At 72.3% G+C, this 12707-nt stretch carries 16 protein-coding genes; 7 read left to right on the top strand and 9 right to left on the bottom strand.

Annotation, left to right across the window (positions count from 1 at the left end; genetic code table 11):
* Position 1: 1 nt before the first annotated feature.
* Entirely contained in the window at positions 2-2848 is a 2847-nt protein-coding gene (locus KUG43_RS03250; RefSeq protein ID WP_286194355.1) for a DEAD/DEAH box helicase, read from the bottom strand.
* Positions 2849-2971: 123 nt separating this feature from the next.
* Between KUG43_RS03250 and KUG43_RS03245 the strand changes: the two genes are divergently transcribed.
* The 6 genes from KUG43_RS03245 to bioA are packed head-to-tail and all read left to right on the top strand — an operon-like array spanning position 2972 to position 7715.
* Positions 2972-4147, top strand: coding sequence for an 8-amino-7-oxononanoate synthase (locus KUG43_RS03245; protein WP_216906259.1), 1176 nt, complete (start codon positions 2972-2974; stop codon positions 4145-4147).
* Positions 4147-4881 (top strand): alpha/beta fold hydrolase, encoded by a 735-nt coding sequence (locus KUG43_RS03240; RefSeq protein WP_216905999.1) that lies wholly within the window; start codon positions 4147-4149, stop codon positions 4879-4881. Before KUG43_RS03245 ends, KUG43_RS03240 begins: the two co-directional genes overlap by 1 nt.
* Positions 4878-5660: a methyltransferase domain-containing protein gene (locus tag KUG43_RS03235; protein WP_216905998.1), complete on the top strand. Its 783-nt coding sequence runs from the start codon at positions 4878-4880 to the stop codon at positions 5658-5660. The genes KUG43_RS03240 and KUG43_RS03235 overlap by 4 nt, the downstream gene beginning before the upstream one ends.
* Entirely contained in the window at positions 5657-6292 is a 636-nt protein-coding gene (bioD, locus tag KUG43_RS03230) for a dethiobiotin synthase (protein ID WP_216905997.1), read from the top strand. The genes KUG43_RS03235 and bioD overlap by 4 nt, the downstream gene beginning before the upstream one ends.
* Positions 6289-6444 carry a hypothetical protein gene (locus KUG43_RS03225; protein WP_216905996.1) on the top strand — a complete coding sequence of 52 codons (156 nt, stop codon included), beginning with the start codon at positions 6289-6291 and terminating at the stop codon, positions 6442-6444. Before bioD ends, KUG43_RS03225 begins: the two co-directional genes overlap by 4 nt.
* Complete coding sequence (gene bioA, locus KUG43_RS03220; protein ID WP_216905995.1) at positions 6435-7715, top strand: adenosylmethionine--8-amino-7-oxononanoate transaminase; 1281 nt, start codon at positions 6435-6437, stop codon at positions 7713-7715. The genes KUG43_RS03225 and bioA overlap by 10 nt, the downstream gene beginning before the upstream one ends.
* A gap of 21 nt (positions 7716-7736) precedes the next feature.
* Here bioA and KUG43_RS03215 read toward each other — a convergent pair whose 3' ends face one another.
* Together KUG43_RS03215 and KUG43_RS03210 are read right to left on the bottom strand one after the other, a co-directional pair.
* The gene (locus tag KUG43_RS03215; RefSeq protein WP_216905994.1) at positions 7737-8003 is read right to left on the bottom strand and encodes a DUF3143 domain-containing protein; all 267 of its coding nucleotides are present in this window, start codon (positions 8001-8003) and stop codon (positions 7737-7739) included.
* Positions 8000-8506: a J domain-containing protein gene (locus KUG43_RS03210; protein WP_216905993.1), complete on the bottom strand. Its 507-nt coding sequence runs from the start codon at positions 8504-8506 to the stop codon at positions 8000-8002. Before KUG43_RS03210 ends, KUG43_RS03215 begins: the two co-directional genes overlap by 4 nt.
* Before the next feature lie 71 nt (positions 8507-8577).
* On the opposite strand from KUG43_RS03210, the gene KUG43_RS03205 reads away from it, so the two are divergent.
* Positions 8578-9357, top strand: coding sequence for a 16S rRNA (guanine(527)-N(7))-methyltransferase RsmG (locus KUG43_RS03205; protein ID WP_216905992.1), 780 nt, complete (start codon positions 8578-8580; stop codon positions 9355-9357).
* Here the strand turns inward: KUG43_RS03205 and KUG43_RS03200 are convergent.
* The 6 genes from KUG43_RS03200 to KUG43_RS16890 form a co-directional block, all read right to left on the bottom strand.
* A complete protein-coding gene (locus KUG43_RS03200) occupies positions 9354-10523 on the bottom strand; it encodes an aldo/keto reductase (protein ID WP_216906257.1) in 1170 nt (389 codons plus the stop codon). The two genes, KUG43_RS03205 and KUG43_RS03200, sit on opposite strands and share 4 nt — an antisense overlap.
* Positions 10524-10561: 38 nt before the next feature.
* Complete coding sequence (locus KUG43_RS03195) at positions 10562-10984, bottom strand: ferredoxin (protein WP_216905991.1); 423 nt, start codon at positions 10982-10984, stop codon at positions 10562-10564.
* A gap of 4 nt (positions 10985-10988) precedes the next feature.
* Entirely contained in the window at positions 10989-11381 is a 393-nt protein-coding gene (locus KUG43_RS03190; protein ID WP_216905984.1) for a DUF1257 domain-containing protein, read from the bottom strand.
* A 28-nt stretch (positions 11382-11409) separates the two neighbouring features.
* Positions 11410-11625: a DUF2997 domain-containing protein gene (locus KUG43_RS03185; RefSeq protein WP_216905982.1), complete on the bottom strand. Its 216-nt coding sequence runs from the start codon at positions 11623-11625 to the stop codon at positions 11410-11412.
* An 88-nt stretch (positions 11626-11713) separates the two neighbouring features.
* A complete protein-coding gene (locus tag KUG43_RS03180) occupies positions 11714-12514 on the bottom strand; it encodes a HEAT repeat domain-containing protein (protein ID WP_216905980.1) in 801 nt (266 codons plus the stop codon).
* Positions 12515-12579: 65 nt separating this feature from the next.
* Entirely contained in the window at positions 12580-12705 is a 126-nt protein-coding gene (locus KUG43_RS16890) for a DUF8624 family small hydrophobic protein (RefSeq protein WP_254963361.1), read from the bottom strand.
* Positions 12706-12707: the final 2 nt, after the last annotated feature.

Raw genomic sequence — 12707 nt, 5'->3', positions numbered from 1 at the left:
TCTAACCGGCAGGCGGCCTCTCTGTAGCTGGATCCAGCTTGCCGTTGCCGCTGGCCAGCAGATCCTCGATCTCGCAGACCGGGAAGCGGTTGATGCTCTTGAGCGCCAGGCGTGAGTTGCGGCGCAGCTGCTCGCTGATCGCCTCGCAGTAGGGCACCTGGGCCAGCAGATCGACGGTGCGGCGCAGGATCCGCACCACATCCCCCTCATCGAGGGAGGTGTTGGCGATCACGTCGTTCCAGCTGGCGCCCCGGGCCCAGGCGTGGACCAGGCCGGTGAGTTCCGGCTCCCACCACACCGGCACCACCACCGAAGCCCGCTCCTGCTGGCGCTGCAACTCCCGCCGCAGGCCGCGCAGGTCGTGGAGCGCCTCCTCGGAGGCCGGTGGCGGCGGATAGCCGCACCAGAGATCGGGCCGGTTCACCTCGGTGGAGATGGCCTCGAGCACCGCCGCCAGTTCGGCCGGATCCAGGCCATCGAGGTGGCCGCTCATCAGGGCCAGCCCCAGCCAGAGCTCGTTGTCGCCCCGCAGGGCTGCCACGGTGCGGCCCACCTCGGTGGGCTCCAGCCCCTCCTCGCCATCCAGGGCGCCGAAGAAACGCAGGATGTCGATCAACGAGAGAAAGGTCTCCCAGTGGCGGTTGGCCCGGTGGTGCAGCAGCCGCTGGCGTTCGCCGATCTCCTCCTCCAGTTCCTCCATGCGGCGGCGATGCTTCTTGAGGTGCTTGCGGTCGCCCCAGCGGTGGGCGGGGTGGGCCTCCAGCTCCTGCTCCAGCTGCTGCACCAGCTGGCCCTGCTGCTGCACCTCCCCGGCCAGGTCGTAGCGGGGGGTGTGCATGTCGTGGCGGCGGGCCATCGAGGACACCGCCAGGGCCAGGCCGCCGCTGGCGTTGTCGCCGTGGCGCAGCTCGTTGGCGTGGTGCAGCTCCGGCGGCTCGAGCTGGTTCACCTGCAGGCAGCTGAGCTCGGCGTGCAGCGTCACCACCGCGTGGCAGGGCAGCAGGATCCAGACGTTCTCGTCGGTGAGGCAGAGCAGCAGCGGGAACTGGCCGGATCCAGGCACCTTGGCCACGATCACCGCCGGGGTGACCCGGCTGCGCAGGGCCGGCGCCTTGACGCTCACCAGCGTTCCCTCGCTGGCGAACTGCAGGGCCAGGGTGAGCTCGTGGGCCAGCGTCTCCTCGGCCTGCTGCTGCAGGATCCGGTGCAGGCGGCGCTCCTCCCGCAGGCGGCTGCGCACCTTTTCATAGTCCTCGAAGTCGTCCCAGGGCACCTCGCCGCCACTCGATTCCAGGCTGGCCAGCTGGGCCATCAGCTCGGCGATGCGGGATTCGTCCTCGGCCAGATCCAGCCCCGCCAGGTAGCGGCCGAAGCTGCGCTCCACCAGCTCCCGGGCCTTGGCCAGGTCGTAGCGCTGCAGCAGGTTGAGCACCATGCCGTAGCTGGGGGTGAACTGGCTCACCAGGGGATCGGCCGGGCTGGTGGCCAGGGCGCCTGCCTCCCGCACCCCTTCGAACCGGCTCTGCACCGTCACCACGTAGCCCTGCGTATCCAGGCCGCGGCGGCCGGCGCGGCCCGCCATCTGCAGGAACTCGCTGCCCATCAGGGGACGGTGGCCCCGCTCGGTGCGCTTGGAGAGGGCCGAGATCACGGTGGTGCGCGCCGGCATGTTGATGCCCGCGGCCAGGGTCTCGGTGGCAAACACCACCTTGATCAGCCCCTGCTGGAACAGCTCCTCGATCAGTTCCTTCCAGGCCGGCAGCACGCCGGCGTGGTGGGCGGCGATGCCCCGCAACAGGGCATCAGCATGGCCGCCCTCCCGCACCGCCTCGGGGGTCACCGCCATGAAGGCGTCCAGCCGCGTGCGGATCCGCGCCTGTTCTTCGGCGTTGACGAGGCACACCTTGGCCAGGTCGCGGACGGAGCGGTCGCAGTTGCGGCGGCTGAAAATGAAATAAATGGCCGGCAGCATCTCGCGCTCCGCCATCTGGGCCACGACGAAGCCGATCGGCGGCGCCTCCGGCTGGGGCGGCCGCGGTTCCTTCGGTCCCTTGCGGCGGGTGGATTTTGGAGGGCGCCAGACCTTGCAATTCGGATGCAGGCCGGTGCCCTCGTCGTTGAGCAGCGGGTGCAGGCCCTTGGCGCTGCAGAAGCTGAAGGCCAGGGGAACGGGGCGGAAGTCGCTGTGGATCAGGCGGGTGGGGCCATGCACCCGCTCGATCCAGTCGGTGAGTTGGCCGGCATTCGCCACCGTGGCCGAGAGGGCCACCAGCTGCACCCGCGTCGGGCAGTGGATGATCGATTCCTCCCAGACGGTGCCGCGCTGGGTGTCGTTCATGTAGTGGCACTCATCGAGCACCACGGCCTCCACATCGGCCAGGGGATCGTCGTCGGCATGGTCGATCTCCGCATAGAGCATGTTGCGGAAGATCTCGGTGGTCATCACCACCACCTGGGCCTCCCGATTCAGGCTCAGATCGCCGGTGAGCAGGCCCACCTTCTCGTGGCCGAACTGGTGGCGGAAATCGCGCAGCTTCTGGTTGGAGAGCGCCTTGAGGGGAGTGGTGTAAAAAACCTTCTGGCCATGGGCCAGGGCCCGGTGGATGGCGTACTCGCCCACCAGGGTCTTGCCGGAGCCGGTGGGGGCACTCACCACCACCGAGTGGCCCTGGTTGAGCGAATCGATCGCCTCCAGCTGGAAATCATCCAGGGGGAAGGGGAACAGCTCCTGCACGGGCGGGACAGGGTTGTTCACGGCCCTGTTGCTGCCGGTCACGTCGCTGCCGATCGCGCCGTCGCTGGCCCCGTCGACGCGGGTGGTGCTGCCAACGTCAGGGCGGTCGAGCATCAGCGAATCCTATGGGCTGGACGTGACCTGCCGCCCCCTTAGGGTTTTGCCACCCGTGTTCGGGTTCATCCCTTGGATGCCGACGGCCTGAGGCCCCCCTGGCGGCAGCGGCTCCATGACGGGCTGGCCGCCCTGCAGCAGCAACGTTGGCGGCGGCTGCGCAGTTTCCGCCCCACCGATGGCATCGCCCTGCAGGAGGAGACCAGGGAGGCCGGGGCGGCACCAGGCGATGGCTTGCCGCTGCCGCTGCTGGATCTGGCCAGCAACGACTACCTGGGCCTGAGTCGCCATCCCGGTGTGATCGCCGCGGCCCGGGCCGAACTCGAACGTAGTGGCCTGGGGGCCGGCGCTTCGCGGCTGGTCACCGGCACCCGGCCGGTGCATCTGCAGCTGGAGGCCGCCCTGGGCGCCTGGCTGGGCCGGGAGCGGGTGCTGCTGTTCCCCAGTGGCTTCCAGGCCAACCTGGCGGCGGTCACGGCCCTGGCCGATCGGGGTGCCCTGGTGTGCGCCGACCGCCACGTGCATCACTCGCTGCTGGCCGGGGTGCGCGCCAGCGGGGCGCGGCTGGTGCGCTTCGCCCACAACGACCTGGAGGACCTGGAGCGGCGGCTGGCCCAGGCCCGCTCCAGCCAACCCGACCAGACCCGGCTGGTGCTCAGCGAAAGCCTGTTCAGCATGGAGGGCACCAGTCCCGACGTGCCGGGCCTGGCTGCCCTGTGCCGGCGCCACGGGGCCCTGCTGCTGCTCGACGAGGCCCATGCCCTGGGGGTGCTGGGGCCCGGCGGCCGCGGCCTGGCCCATGGCCTGGAGGGGGTGCACCTGGTCAGCGGCACCTTCGGCAAGGCCTTCGGCAGCGGTGGCGCCTTCCTCGCCGGCGACGCGCTGCTGGGCGACTATCTGCTGCAGGCCAGCGGTGCCTTCCGCTACACCACGGCCCTGGCGCCGCCCCTGGCGGCCGGGGCCCTGGCGGCCCTGCGGCAGATCGAGGCCCAGCCCCAGATCGCCACGGAGCTGCTGGCGCGGGCGCACCACTGGCGGCAGGCGCTGGCGGCGGCGGGCTGGCCGCGGCCCGCCGGCCACGGGCCCGTGCTGCCGTTGCTGGTAGGGGACGACGGGGCCGCCCTGGCCCTGCAGGAGCGCCTCGAGGCCGCCGGCCTGCTGGCGGTGGCGATCCGCCCCCCCACGGTGCCGGCCGGGACGGCCCGGCTGCGGTTGGTGCTGCGCCAGGATCTTCCCCGCGGAACCCTGCCTCGCCTGATCGGGGCCCTCGGCCCGGCCCCGTCTCCCCTCACCCCTTGATGGCCTCCAGCGCTCCCGCCAGCCTCCAGGTGATTGCCATGCACGGCTGGGCCGGCGATGGCGCCAACTGGAACGCCTGGCAGGAGGTGAGCGCGCCTTTTGGCTGGCGCTGGGCCTGCGGTGAGCGGGGCTATGGCTGCCGCACCCCGCTCAACCCCGGCTGGGACGGAGCCGGCCAGCGGGTGGTGATCGGTCATTCGATGGGTCCCCACCTGCTGGACGCCGCGGTGCTCGCCGGGGCCGACGCCGTCGTGCTGCTGGCCGGCTTCGGCCGCTTCGTGCCTTCGGGGGCGGAGGGCCGCCGGGTGCGCGCCGCCCTGGCCGCCATGGCCGCCCAGCTGGCCGAGGGTCCCAGCGAGGCCGAGGCAGCCCTGCGGGCCCAGACCCTGCTGCGGCGCTTTCTGGCCGAAGCGGCCAGCCCCGATCCCCCCGAACTGCTGCCGCCCGGTCCTGCCGACCAGCCGGTGGGGGCGGCGGGCCGGGAGCGGCTGCGGCACGATCTCGCCCTGCTGGAGCGCAGCAAAGGCCTGCCGGCGGGCTTCCCCACCGACGCCCGGGTGCTGATCGTGGAGGCCGAAGCCGACCGCATCGTGGTTCCCCAGACCCGCGCCCTGCTGCGGCAGGCGCTGCCCCAGGCTGATCTGGTGAGCCTGCCGGGTGCCGGCCACTGCCTGCTGGACAGCCCGGTGATGGCGCCGGTGCTGGAGTGGCTGCAGAGCCTGGAGGCGGCATGAGCAGCCTGCTGTCCGCGACCGACACCAGGGCTGGCCTCAGTGACCGGGTGCGCCATCACTTTGGGCGCCAGGCGGCGGGCTACGAGACCCAGGCCCTCCTGCAGCGGGCTGTGGCCTGCCGCCTGGGGCGCCTCTGCCGCACTCTGCCCCTGCCCGCCGGGCCCCGCGCTGACCTGGGGGCCGGCAGTGGCCTGCTGTCGCGGGCACTGCCGGCCCACGGGCTGCTGCAGCTCGACCTCTGCTCCGAACTGCTGCGCTGCAACCCCCAGCAGCCCCAGCTGGTGTGGGACCTCAACGACGGGCTGCCCTCAGCCTTGCAGGGGGCCGCCCTGCTGGCCTCGAATTTCGCGCTGCAGTGGCTCGACGATCCGGCCGGCCAGCTGGGCGACTGGTGCCGCGCCCTGGCCCCGGGCGGCTGGCTGGTGCTGGCGGTGCCCACCGCCGGCAGCTTCCCCCAGTGGCACCGGGCCGCCGCCGCCGCCGGGGTGCCCTGCACAGCCCTGGAGCTGCCGACGGCCGACGGGCTGCTCCGCGCCGCCACCGCCGCCGGCCTGCGCCCTCGCCACAGCCGGCTGCTGCGCTTCAGCCGGCCGCGGCAGGGGGGGCTGGCCGCCCTGCGCCACCTGAAGCACCTCGGCGCCGACGCCAACCGGCGGCCGCCCCTGGCGGCCGGGGACCTGCGCCGGCTTCTGGCCCACTGGCCCCAGCAGACGCCCCTCACCTGGGAGGTGCTGCTGCTGATCGGCCACCGAACCCACCCTGACGTCCCCGCCCCATGAGTCCCCCCCTGCAACTGGTGGTCTGCGGCACCGACACCGACGTGGGCAAGACCGTGGTGAGCGCCCTGCTGGTGCAGGGGCTGGGGGCCCATTACTGGAAACCGGTCCAGAGCGGCCTGGAGGACGGCGGCGACAGCGGCCGGGTGCAGCGGCTGCTCGACCTGCCCCCGGAGCGGCTGTGGCCAGAGGCTTACCGCCTCACGGCCCCCGTTTCCCCCCACTGGGCGGCCGAACGGGATGGCCTCAGCATCGATCCGGCCCGGCTGGTCCTGCCGGACTGGGACGGGCCCCTGGTGGTGGAGACGGCGGGGGGGCTGCTGGTGCCCCTGCGGCGCGACTGGCTGCAGATCGATCAGATCGCCGTCTGGGGCCTGCCGGTGCTGCTGGTGGCCCGCAGCGGCCTGGGCACCCTCAACCACACCCTGCTGTCCCTGGAAGCCCTCAAGCGGCGTTCGATCCCCGTCCTCGGGCTGGTGCTCAACGGCGAGCCCCACCCCGACAACCCCCGCACCCTGGCCGCCATCGGCGGGGTGCCGGTGCTGGCGGAACTGCCGCCGCTGGATCCCCTTGACCGGGAGGGCCTGGAGCGGCAATGGCAGCGCAGTGGCCTGGCCCGTAGCCTGCAGCCATGAGCCGCAAGCATCTGCTCGTGACAGCTGCCGTGGCCGCGCTCTGTGCGGGCATCCTGGTGCTGTTCACCGACATCGAGACCAGCGTCACCCGCTGGGTCAACTGCGGGCCGCTGGCCACCGGAGGCGAGCGCCGCTCCGATGTATGCCGCTGAGTGATCCCGGCTGGCATCCCCACCTCTGGCACCCCTTCACCCAGGTGGCCACGGCCGACCCTCCCCTGCGGGTGGTGCGCGCTGAAGGCGCCCTGCTGGAGCTCGATGACGGCCGCCGGCTGATCGACGCCATCAGCAGCTGGTGGGTGACCCTGCACGGCCACGGGGAGCCCAGCATCGCCGCCGCCATCGCCGGCCAGGCCCGCCGCCTCGAACAGGTGGGCTTCTCCGATTTCCGCCATCCGGCCGCCGAACAGCTGGCCGAGCGCCTGGCCGCCTGCAGCGGGTTGGAGCGGCTGTTCTTCTCCGACAACGGCTCCACGGCGGTGGAGGTGGCCCTGAAGATCGCCTGGCAGTGGTGGCGCAACCGGGGCGAACCGCGCCAGCAGCTGATCGCCTTCGATGGGGCCTATCACGGCGACACCTTCGGCGCCATGGCGGTGGGGGAGCGCTCCCTGTTCTCAGAGGCGTTTGAGTCGCTGCTGTTCGCTGTGGCCCGGGCCCCCTGGCCCGCCACCTGGTGGGGCGACGACGGGGTGGAGGCGCGGGAGGCCGCCGCCCTGGCGCGGCTGGAGCAGCTGCTGGAGACGCCCACGGCGGCGGTGATCCTTGAACCCCTGCTGCAGGGGGCCGGCGGCATGGCCCTGGTGCGGGAAGGGTTTCTGCGCCGGGTGGAGGCGCTGGTGCGCGCCAGCGGGGCCCTGCTGATCGCCGACGAGGTGATGACGGGCTTCGGCCGCAGCGGCCACCTGTTCGCCTGCCAGCGGGCAGGGATCCGCCCCGACCTGATGGCCCTCTCCAAGGGGCTCACGGGCGGCTTCCTGCCCATGGGGGTCACCCTGGCCCGGGAGGCCATCTACGAGGGCTTCATCGGCACCGCCCCGGGCCTGACCCTCTTCCACGGCCACAGCTTCACCGCCAACCCCCTGGGCTGCGCCGCCGCCCTGGCCAGCCTCGATCTTCTGCAGGACCGTCCGGAGCGCCACCAGGGGTTCGAGGCCCGCCACCGCCCCCACCTGGAGGCCCTGGCACGCCACCGGCTGGTGCGGCGGCCGCGGCTGCTGGGCAGCATCGCCGCCTTCGAGGTGGCCACGGATCAGCCCGGCTACCTCAATCCGGTGGGGCCGCGGCTGCAGCGGCTGGCCCTGGAGCGGGGCGTGTTCCTGCGGCCCCTGGGGCAGGTGGCCTACCTGCTGCCGCCGCTGTGCCTCGACGACGACCAGCTGGCCCGCTGCTACGCCGTCATCGACGCCGCCCTGGACAGCCTCTGAACGGCATCGGCCGCCTGGCCCTCAGGGACCCGCCAGGATCGCCGCCTCCACATCGGCCCGTGAGAGGCCATAGGGGAACTGGCGTGCCGTGGTGCGGCCCTCCTGGTGCCAGCTCACCCGCAGCTCCTCCACCTCCATGGCGATGCGGGCGCTCCATTCGGGGCGGTGCAGGTCCCAGTGGGCGACGTTGGTGCGCGACTGGGTCGCCCCCAGCTGGCGCAGCCAGGCCTCCAGGGCGGGCAGGGGATGGTTGTAGAGGGGGGTGGCCGCAGGGGGCAGCAGGGTCACGGTCGGATCGGCAGGGGCTGGCTGGGGCTGGGGGGAGAGGCGGCCGCCGGCGGCGCCGAAGCCGTCTCAAGGTCGGCCCACCAGCTGGGCCAGGCCATCATTTCGGCGCCCCGCGCCCAGGCCACACCCAGCCCCAGCACCAGGCTGAGCACCAGGGCCAGGGCCAGCAGCAGCAGGGCGAACCATTCACCGCCCGACAAGGCCCGGCGCACCGACACGGGTCGGGCGACGGCCTCGGACGGGGGGCGCTGGACCGGGGTCGGCAGGGCGCTCTGCAGCAGGGCGGCGTCATAGAGCCGCCGGGCGGCGGGATCACTCAGCACGGCATAGGCCTGGCGCAGCTGCCGGAAGGCCACTTCGGCCTCGCTCGCGGGCAAGGCGGTGGTGTCGGGGTGGTAGCGCTTGCTCAGCCCCCGGAACGCCTGCCGCAGCTCCTGATCGGTGGCGGTGGGCTGCAGCTGCAGCACCTGGTAGTGGGTGGGGGGCTTGGCTGTGGCGGACATGGTCCCTGAGGCGGCGGTGGCAGCCTGCCCGGCGTGAGGGATCCTAGGGAGAAGCACCACTGCCGTAGCGGATGGCCGCCAGCCCCGACCCCAGCGCCCCCCCCGATGCCGGCCTCTGGCAGGCGTTGGGCTGGACCCCCGACGACGGCCAGCTGGCGGCGCTGGTGGCCCTGCAGGAGCAGCTGAGGCTCTGGAACGGCCGGGTCAACCTCACCCGCCTGGTGGAGGGAGACGATTTCTGGGTCGCCCAGGTGTTCGACAGCTTCTGGCCCTGGGTGCCCCTGCTCACGGCCCCGGGCGGCGTTCCGGATGGCCTGGAGCTGATCGACGTCGGCACCGGCGGCGGTTTCCCCGGGCTGGCCCTGGCGATCGCCCTGCCCACCGCCCGGATCACCCTGGTGGATTCGGTGGGCCGCAAGCTGGAGGCGGTGCGGGCCATGGCCCGCAGCCTGGGGCTGGACGAGGGGCGCCTGCGGCTGCGCTGCGAACGGGTCGAGCGCACCGGCCGCTCCCCGGACTGCCGCGGCCGCTTCGATCGTGCCATGGCCCGCGCCGTGGCCAGCGCGCCGGTGGTGGCCGAATACCTGGTGCCGCTGCTGAAGCCCGACGGCCTGGCCCTGCTCTACCGGGGCCAGTGGGGGGCCGACGACCAGCGCGACCTGGAGGCGGCCGTGGGGGTGCTGCGGGCGACGGTGGATCCGGTGAAGCGCCTCGACCTGCCGGCGGGCCGGGGCGTGCGCCACGGCCTCTGGCTGCGGCCGGCCGGCCCCTGTCCGGCCGCCTACCCCCGGGCCGTGGGGGTGCCCCAGAAGACGCCGATCGCGCCAGGGGCCATCACGCCAGGGGCCTAGGCCACCTGCAGGCGCTTCACGGCCTCGCCCCCCAGCCGCTGGCGCAACTGCCGCAGCCGCTCGGGAATCTCGGCGGCCCAGGGGCTGGCCCCCAGCACCGCCCGCAGCTCGGCCTCGCTCACCGTGCCATCGAGAGCATCGGCGTTCTCCCCTGGAAACCAGTGCCCCCCCTGGCCCAGCAGGCCGTAGCGGGCCCGGCCGTAGGCCTCCAGGTCCCAGGCCTCCAGCAGGTTGTGCAACCAGAGCAGCACCGGCAGGTTGATGCGGCCGGGGGTGTCCTCCCAGGCCGGCAGACCCCGGTCCCAGCTGGCCAGCCACGCCTCCCCGAGGGCCTGCCGGCGCGCCTGCTCGAGCCGGTCCAGGATCGGTGGCAGGAGCTCCCCGGCCCGGGGCAGCAGCGCCACGGCCTCCAGATGCAAGGCGAGATCCTGGGGGCCGGCGGCGCCGACGCTGATCGTGTGGAGGCCAGGGGCCGACAGGCAGAACAGGTCGTTGAAGACGATCGGATGCAAGGGGGCACACAGCTCGCAGAGGCGCTGCGACGGGTTGTGCAGATGGCCCCCCTTGTCGGTGGGGCTGATCACGAACACCCCCATGTCGTGGGCGGTGGCGGCCTCGATCGCGGGCCGGTTGTCCTGGCGGATGAAGTACCAGTGCAAGTTGATGTAATCGAACTGGTCGCTCTCGATCGCTTCCAGGATCAGGGGCAGTGGCGCATGGGTGGAGAAGCCCACGTGGCCGATTCGGCCCGCCTCCTGCCAGCGGCGGGCCACGTCTCGGCAACCACCGGGGCGCAGGGTCTGATCGAGCAGTTCCGGCGTGTTGAGGCCGTGGATGGCCAGCAGGTCGACCCGGCCCGCTTCGCCCGTCAGACCCAGCCGCTCGAAGCTGGTCCGCAGGTCGGCCTCAAAGGCGGCCGGGTCGGCGCTGGGGGGGACTTTGGTCTGCAGGAGCCGCCGGGGATCCGGCAGCCGCGGCAGCAGCCAACCCAGCTGCCGCTCGGAGGTGCCGTAGTGGCGAGCAGTTTCGATGTGATGCAGGCCCGCTGCGATGGCGGCCCGGAGGGTGGCCTCCAGCCGGTCCTGGCTCTCGGCCTCCACCGCCTCGGGCGGCAGATCGCTCCAGCTCTGCTGAAAGCGCATGCCCCCGAGGGAGAGCACCGGCATGGCCAGCCCCGTACGGCCGAAACGCCGGCTGGGGATGGTCACGGCGCTGGCGGGGTGGAGCGGGGCAGGGTGCGGCGGCGGCGGCCCTGGGAGGGCAGCCCCAGGGGCTGGATCTCCTGCTCGTCGAGCTGAGCCCTCAGGTTCGGCAGCTGCTCGTAGGCCACCCAGTGGATGCAGTCCACGGGGCAGGTGTCGATCGCTTCCTGGATCCGTTCGGTGCTGTCCCCGTCCTGGCGCAGGGCCCGGGAGCGGCCCCAGTCCGGCTCCACCACGAAGGTGTTGCCGGCCACGTGGGCGCAGTAGCGACAGCCGATGCAGACGGCCTCGTCCACCCAGACGGCCTGCTGCCGCAGGGCACCTCCAAGCACTGGCTCCAGCCCTGTCGCCTCCGACTCCGGGGCCGCCGCGGTGCGAAAGGCCAGGGCGGGATCGAGGCCGGCGGAGGGGCCCGTTGTGCTCACGGGGTCAGGCGTCCCAGCGGGTCACCACCAGTTCGATGCTGCCGTCGAGGTGGCTGGTCTGCTCGCTCACCTGGAAGCCCTCCTCGGCGGTGCTGGCCAGGATGCTGCGCAGGGCGTAGCGCTGGGTGAGCTTGGCCAGGAAACGCTCCACCGGGATGGGCTGCTTCCAGAGTTCCAGGTCGGTGACCAGCTCGTAGCTGCCACTTTCGGCGTTGAGGCGGAAACCGATGTCCACCCCATCGGCCTGGGGAATGGCCAGGTCGGCGGTCACCGTCTGGCCGCGGTAGCCCCGCACCTGGCAGGAGCCCTCGGCGGGCGGGTGGCCCAGGTCGCGCAGGGCTTCCACCAGGGCCTGGCGATCGCGCAGCTCGGTTTTGACGGTGCTGAAGTGCGACATGGGTCGTAAGGGGGAGAGGGGTGGTGGCTCAGGTGCCGTGGTGCTGGACGACCACCTGGGGGTCCTGGAGATCGAGGGGTTGGGCCTGGAACGCTTCAGCGGTGCTCTGGCGTTGCTGGACGCTGCCCAGCCTGGCCTCGATCCGCTCCGTGAGCTGGGAACAACCCTCGCCCTGCACACCTTCCACGAGTTCCTCCACCCGTCCGTCAGGACGAATGCGGAAGCGGATGGAGCGTTGGGCCATCCCGGATGGGTTGCACAGGTGAGAACGGGATCTTAACCGTGAATTCGGGTGGCCGCGGTGGGTGGGAAGGGCGCGGCGGCAGGGCCGCTCAGCTGATCAGGCCCTCGTCCACCAGGGTCTGGAGCCGTTCGAGCACCTCGGGTTGCTCCAGCTGCTCCAGGGCCATCCGGGCTTCGTCGCGGACGGTGGAATCACCGTCGTGCAGCATCGTGTGCAGCAAGGCTTCCACCACGTCCCGCTGGCGCGGTTCCACCAGATCGGTGTAGAGGCGCCCCAGCGCCCAGGCACTGTTGCTGCGCACGGCCGGTTCACTGTCGATGCGCAGGGTCAGGAGCAGCTGGGCGGCAGCGGGGTCGGCCTTGGCCACACCGGTGGCGCCGGCATCGGCAAGGGAGCTGGCCGCCCACAGCCGCACAGCCGAGATGTCCATCTCCAGGGCCCGGATCAGCGGGTTGAGCACGGGAGCCTCGGGGTAATTGCCCAGGCTCCAGGCCACGGCCTTGCGCACGTAGCCGTTGTCGTCGGCCACCAACAGGCCCAGCAGGGGCTCCACCGCCAGGGGGTGGGGATTGCGCCCCAGGGCGTAGACGGCGCTCATGCGCACGATCGGACAGCCGGCCTTGAGCAACGGCAGCAGCAGCGGAATGGCTCGGGGATCCCGGTGCTCGCAGAAGATGCGCAGCCCCTGCAGCCGCTCCTCACGCCCCCCCTTGAGCAGGACGATGCCAAGGTCGCACTCGGCGGCCACATCGGAGCTGGAGGGGGCAACGCTGTCGATTTCATCGAGCGGGTCGCCCAGCAGCTCCTGCGCCAGTTCCCGCGCCAGCACCTCCGGATCGAGGGCCAGCTCATGGGTGGTTTCGGGAAAGGGCAGGCCGTCTTCCGGCATGGAGCCATCCAGGTGACGGCATCGTAAAAGCAGGACGGCCAGCCGATCAGCCCCTGGGTACGGGATCAGCCCAGCGGGGCGGGGGCGGCCATGTCGCCGGGCAGCCAGATGCGGGCGCTGACGGCGAACAGGGCCAGGCCGAACAGCAGCACGATGGCAGCAGGCAGGAGCTTGGAGCGCAGGAAGGACATGG

Origin of the sequence: Synechococcus sp. CCY 0621, from assembly GCF_019038465.1 — a bacterium.
GTDB lineage: Bacteria > Cyanobacteriota > Cyanobacteriia > PCC-6307 > Cyanobiaceae > Cyanobium.
The sequence above is the reverse complement of the archived record's forward strand: the minus strand, read 5'-3'. Positions and strand labels throughout refer to the sequence as shown.

Bases quoted from the DNA above. Each gene is read 5' to 3' on its own strand.
- KUG43_RS03250 (WP_286194355.1), bottom strand. From the start codon at position 2,848: ATGCTCGACCGCCCTGACGTTGGCAGCACCACCCGCGTCGACGGGGCC.
- KUG43_RS03240 (WP_216905999.1), top strand. From the start codon at position 4,147: ATGGCCTCCAGCGCTCCCGCCAGCCTCCAGGTGATTGCCATGCACGGC.
- KUG43_RS03235 (WP_216905998.1), top strand. From the start codon at position 4,878: ATGAGCAGCCTGCTGTCCGCGACCGACACCAGGGCTGGCCTCAGTGAC.
- bioD (WP_216905997.1), top strand. From the start codon at position 5,657: ATGAGTCCCCCCCTGCAACTGGTGGTCTGCGGCACCGACACCGACGTG.
- KUG43_RS03225 (WP_216905996.1), top strand. From the start codon at position 6,289: ATGAGCCGCAAGCATCTGCTCGTGACAGCTGCCGTGGCCGCGCTCTGT.
- bioA (WP_216905995.1), top strand. From the start codon at position 6,435: ATGCCGCTGAGTGATCCCGGCTGGCATCCCCACCTCTGGCACCCCTTC.
- KUG43_RS03210 (WP_216905993.1), bottom strand. From the start codon at position 8,506: ATGTCCGCCACAGCCAAGCCCCCCACCCACTACCAGGTGCTGCAGCTG.
- KUG43_RS03205 (WP_216905992.1), top strand. From the start codon at position 8,578: ATGGCCGCCAGCCCCGACCCCAGCGCCCCCCCCGATGCCGGCCTCTGG.
- KUG43_RS03200 (WP_216906257.1), bottom strand. From the start codon at position 10,523: ATGCCGGTGCTCTCCCTCGGGGGCATGCGCTTTCAGCAGAGCTGGAGC.
- KUG43_RS03190 (WP_216905984.1), bottom strand. From the start codon at position 11,381: ATGTCGCACTTCAGCACCGTCAAAACCGAGCTGCGCGATCGCCAGGCC.
- KUG43_RS03185 (WP_216905982.1), bottom strand. From the start codon at position 11,625: ATGGCCCAACGCTCCATCCGCTTCCGCATTCGTCCTGACGGACGGGTG.
- KUG43_RS03180 (WP_216905980.1), bottom strand. From the start codon at position 12,514: ATGCCGGAAGACGGCCTGCCCTTTCCCGAAACCACCCATGAGCTGGCC.
- KUG43_RS16890 (WP_254963361.1), bottom strand. From the start codon at position 12,705: ATGTCCTTCCTGCGCTCCAAGCTCCTGCCTGCTGCCATCGTGCTGCTG.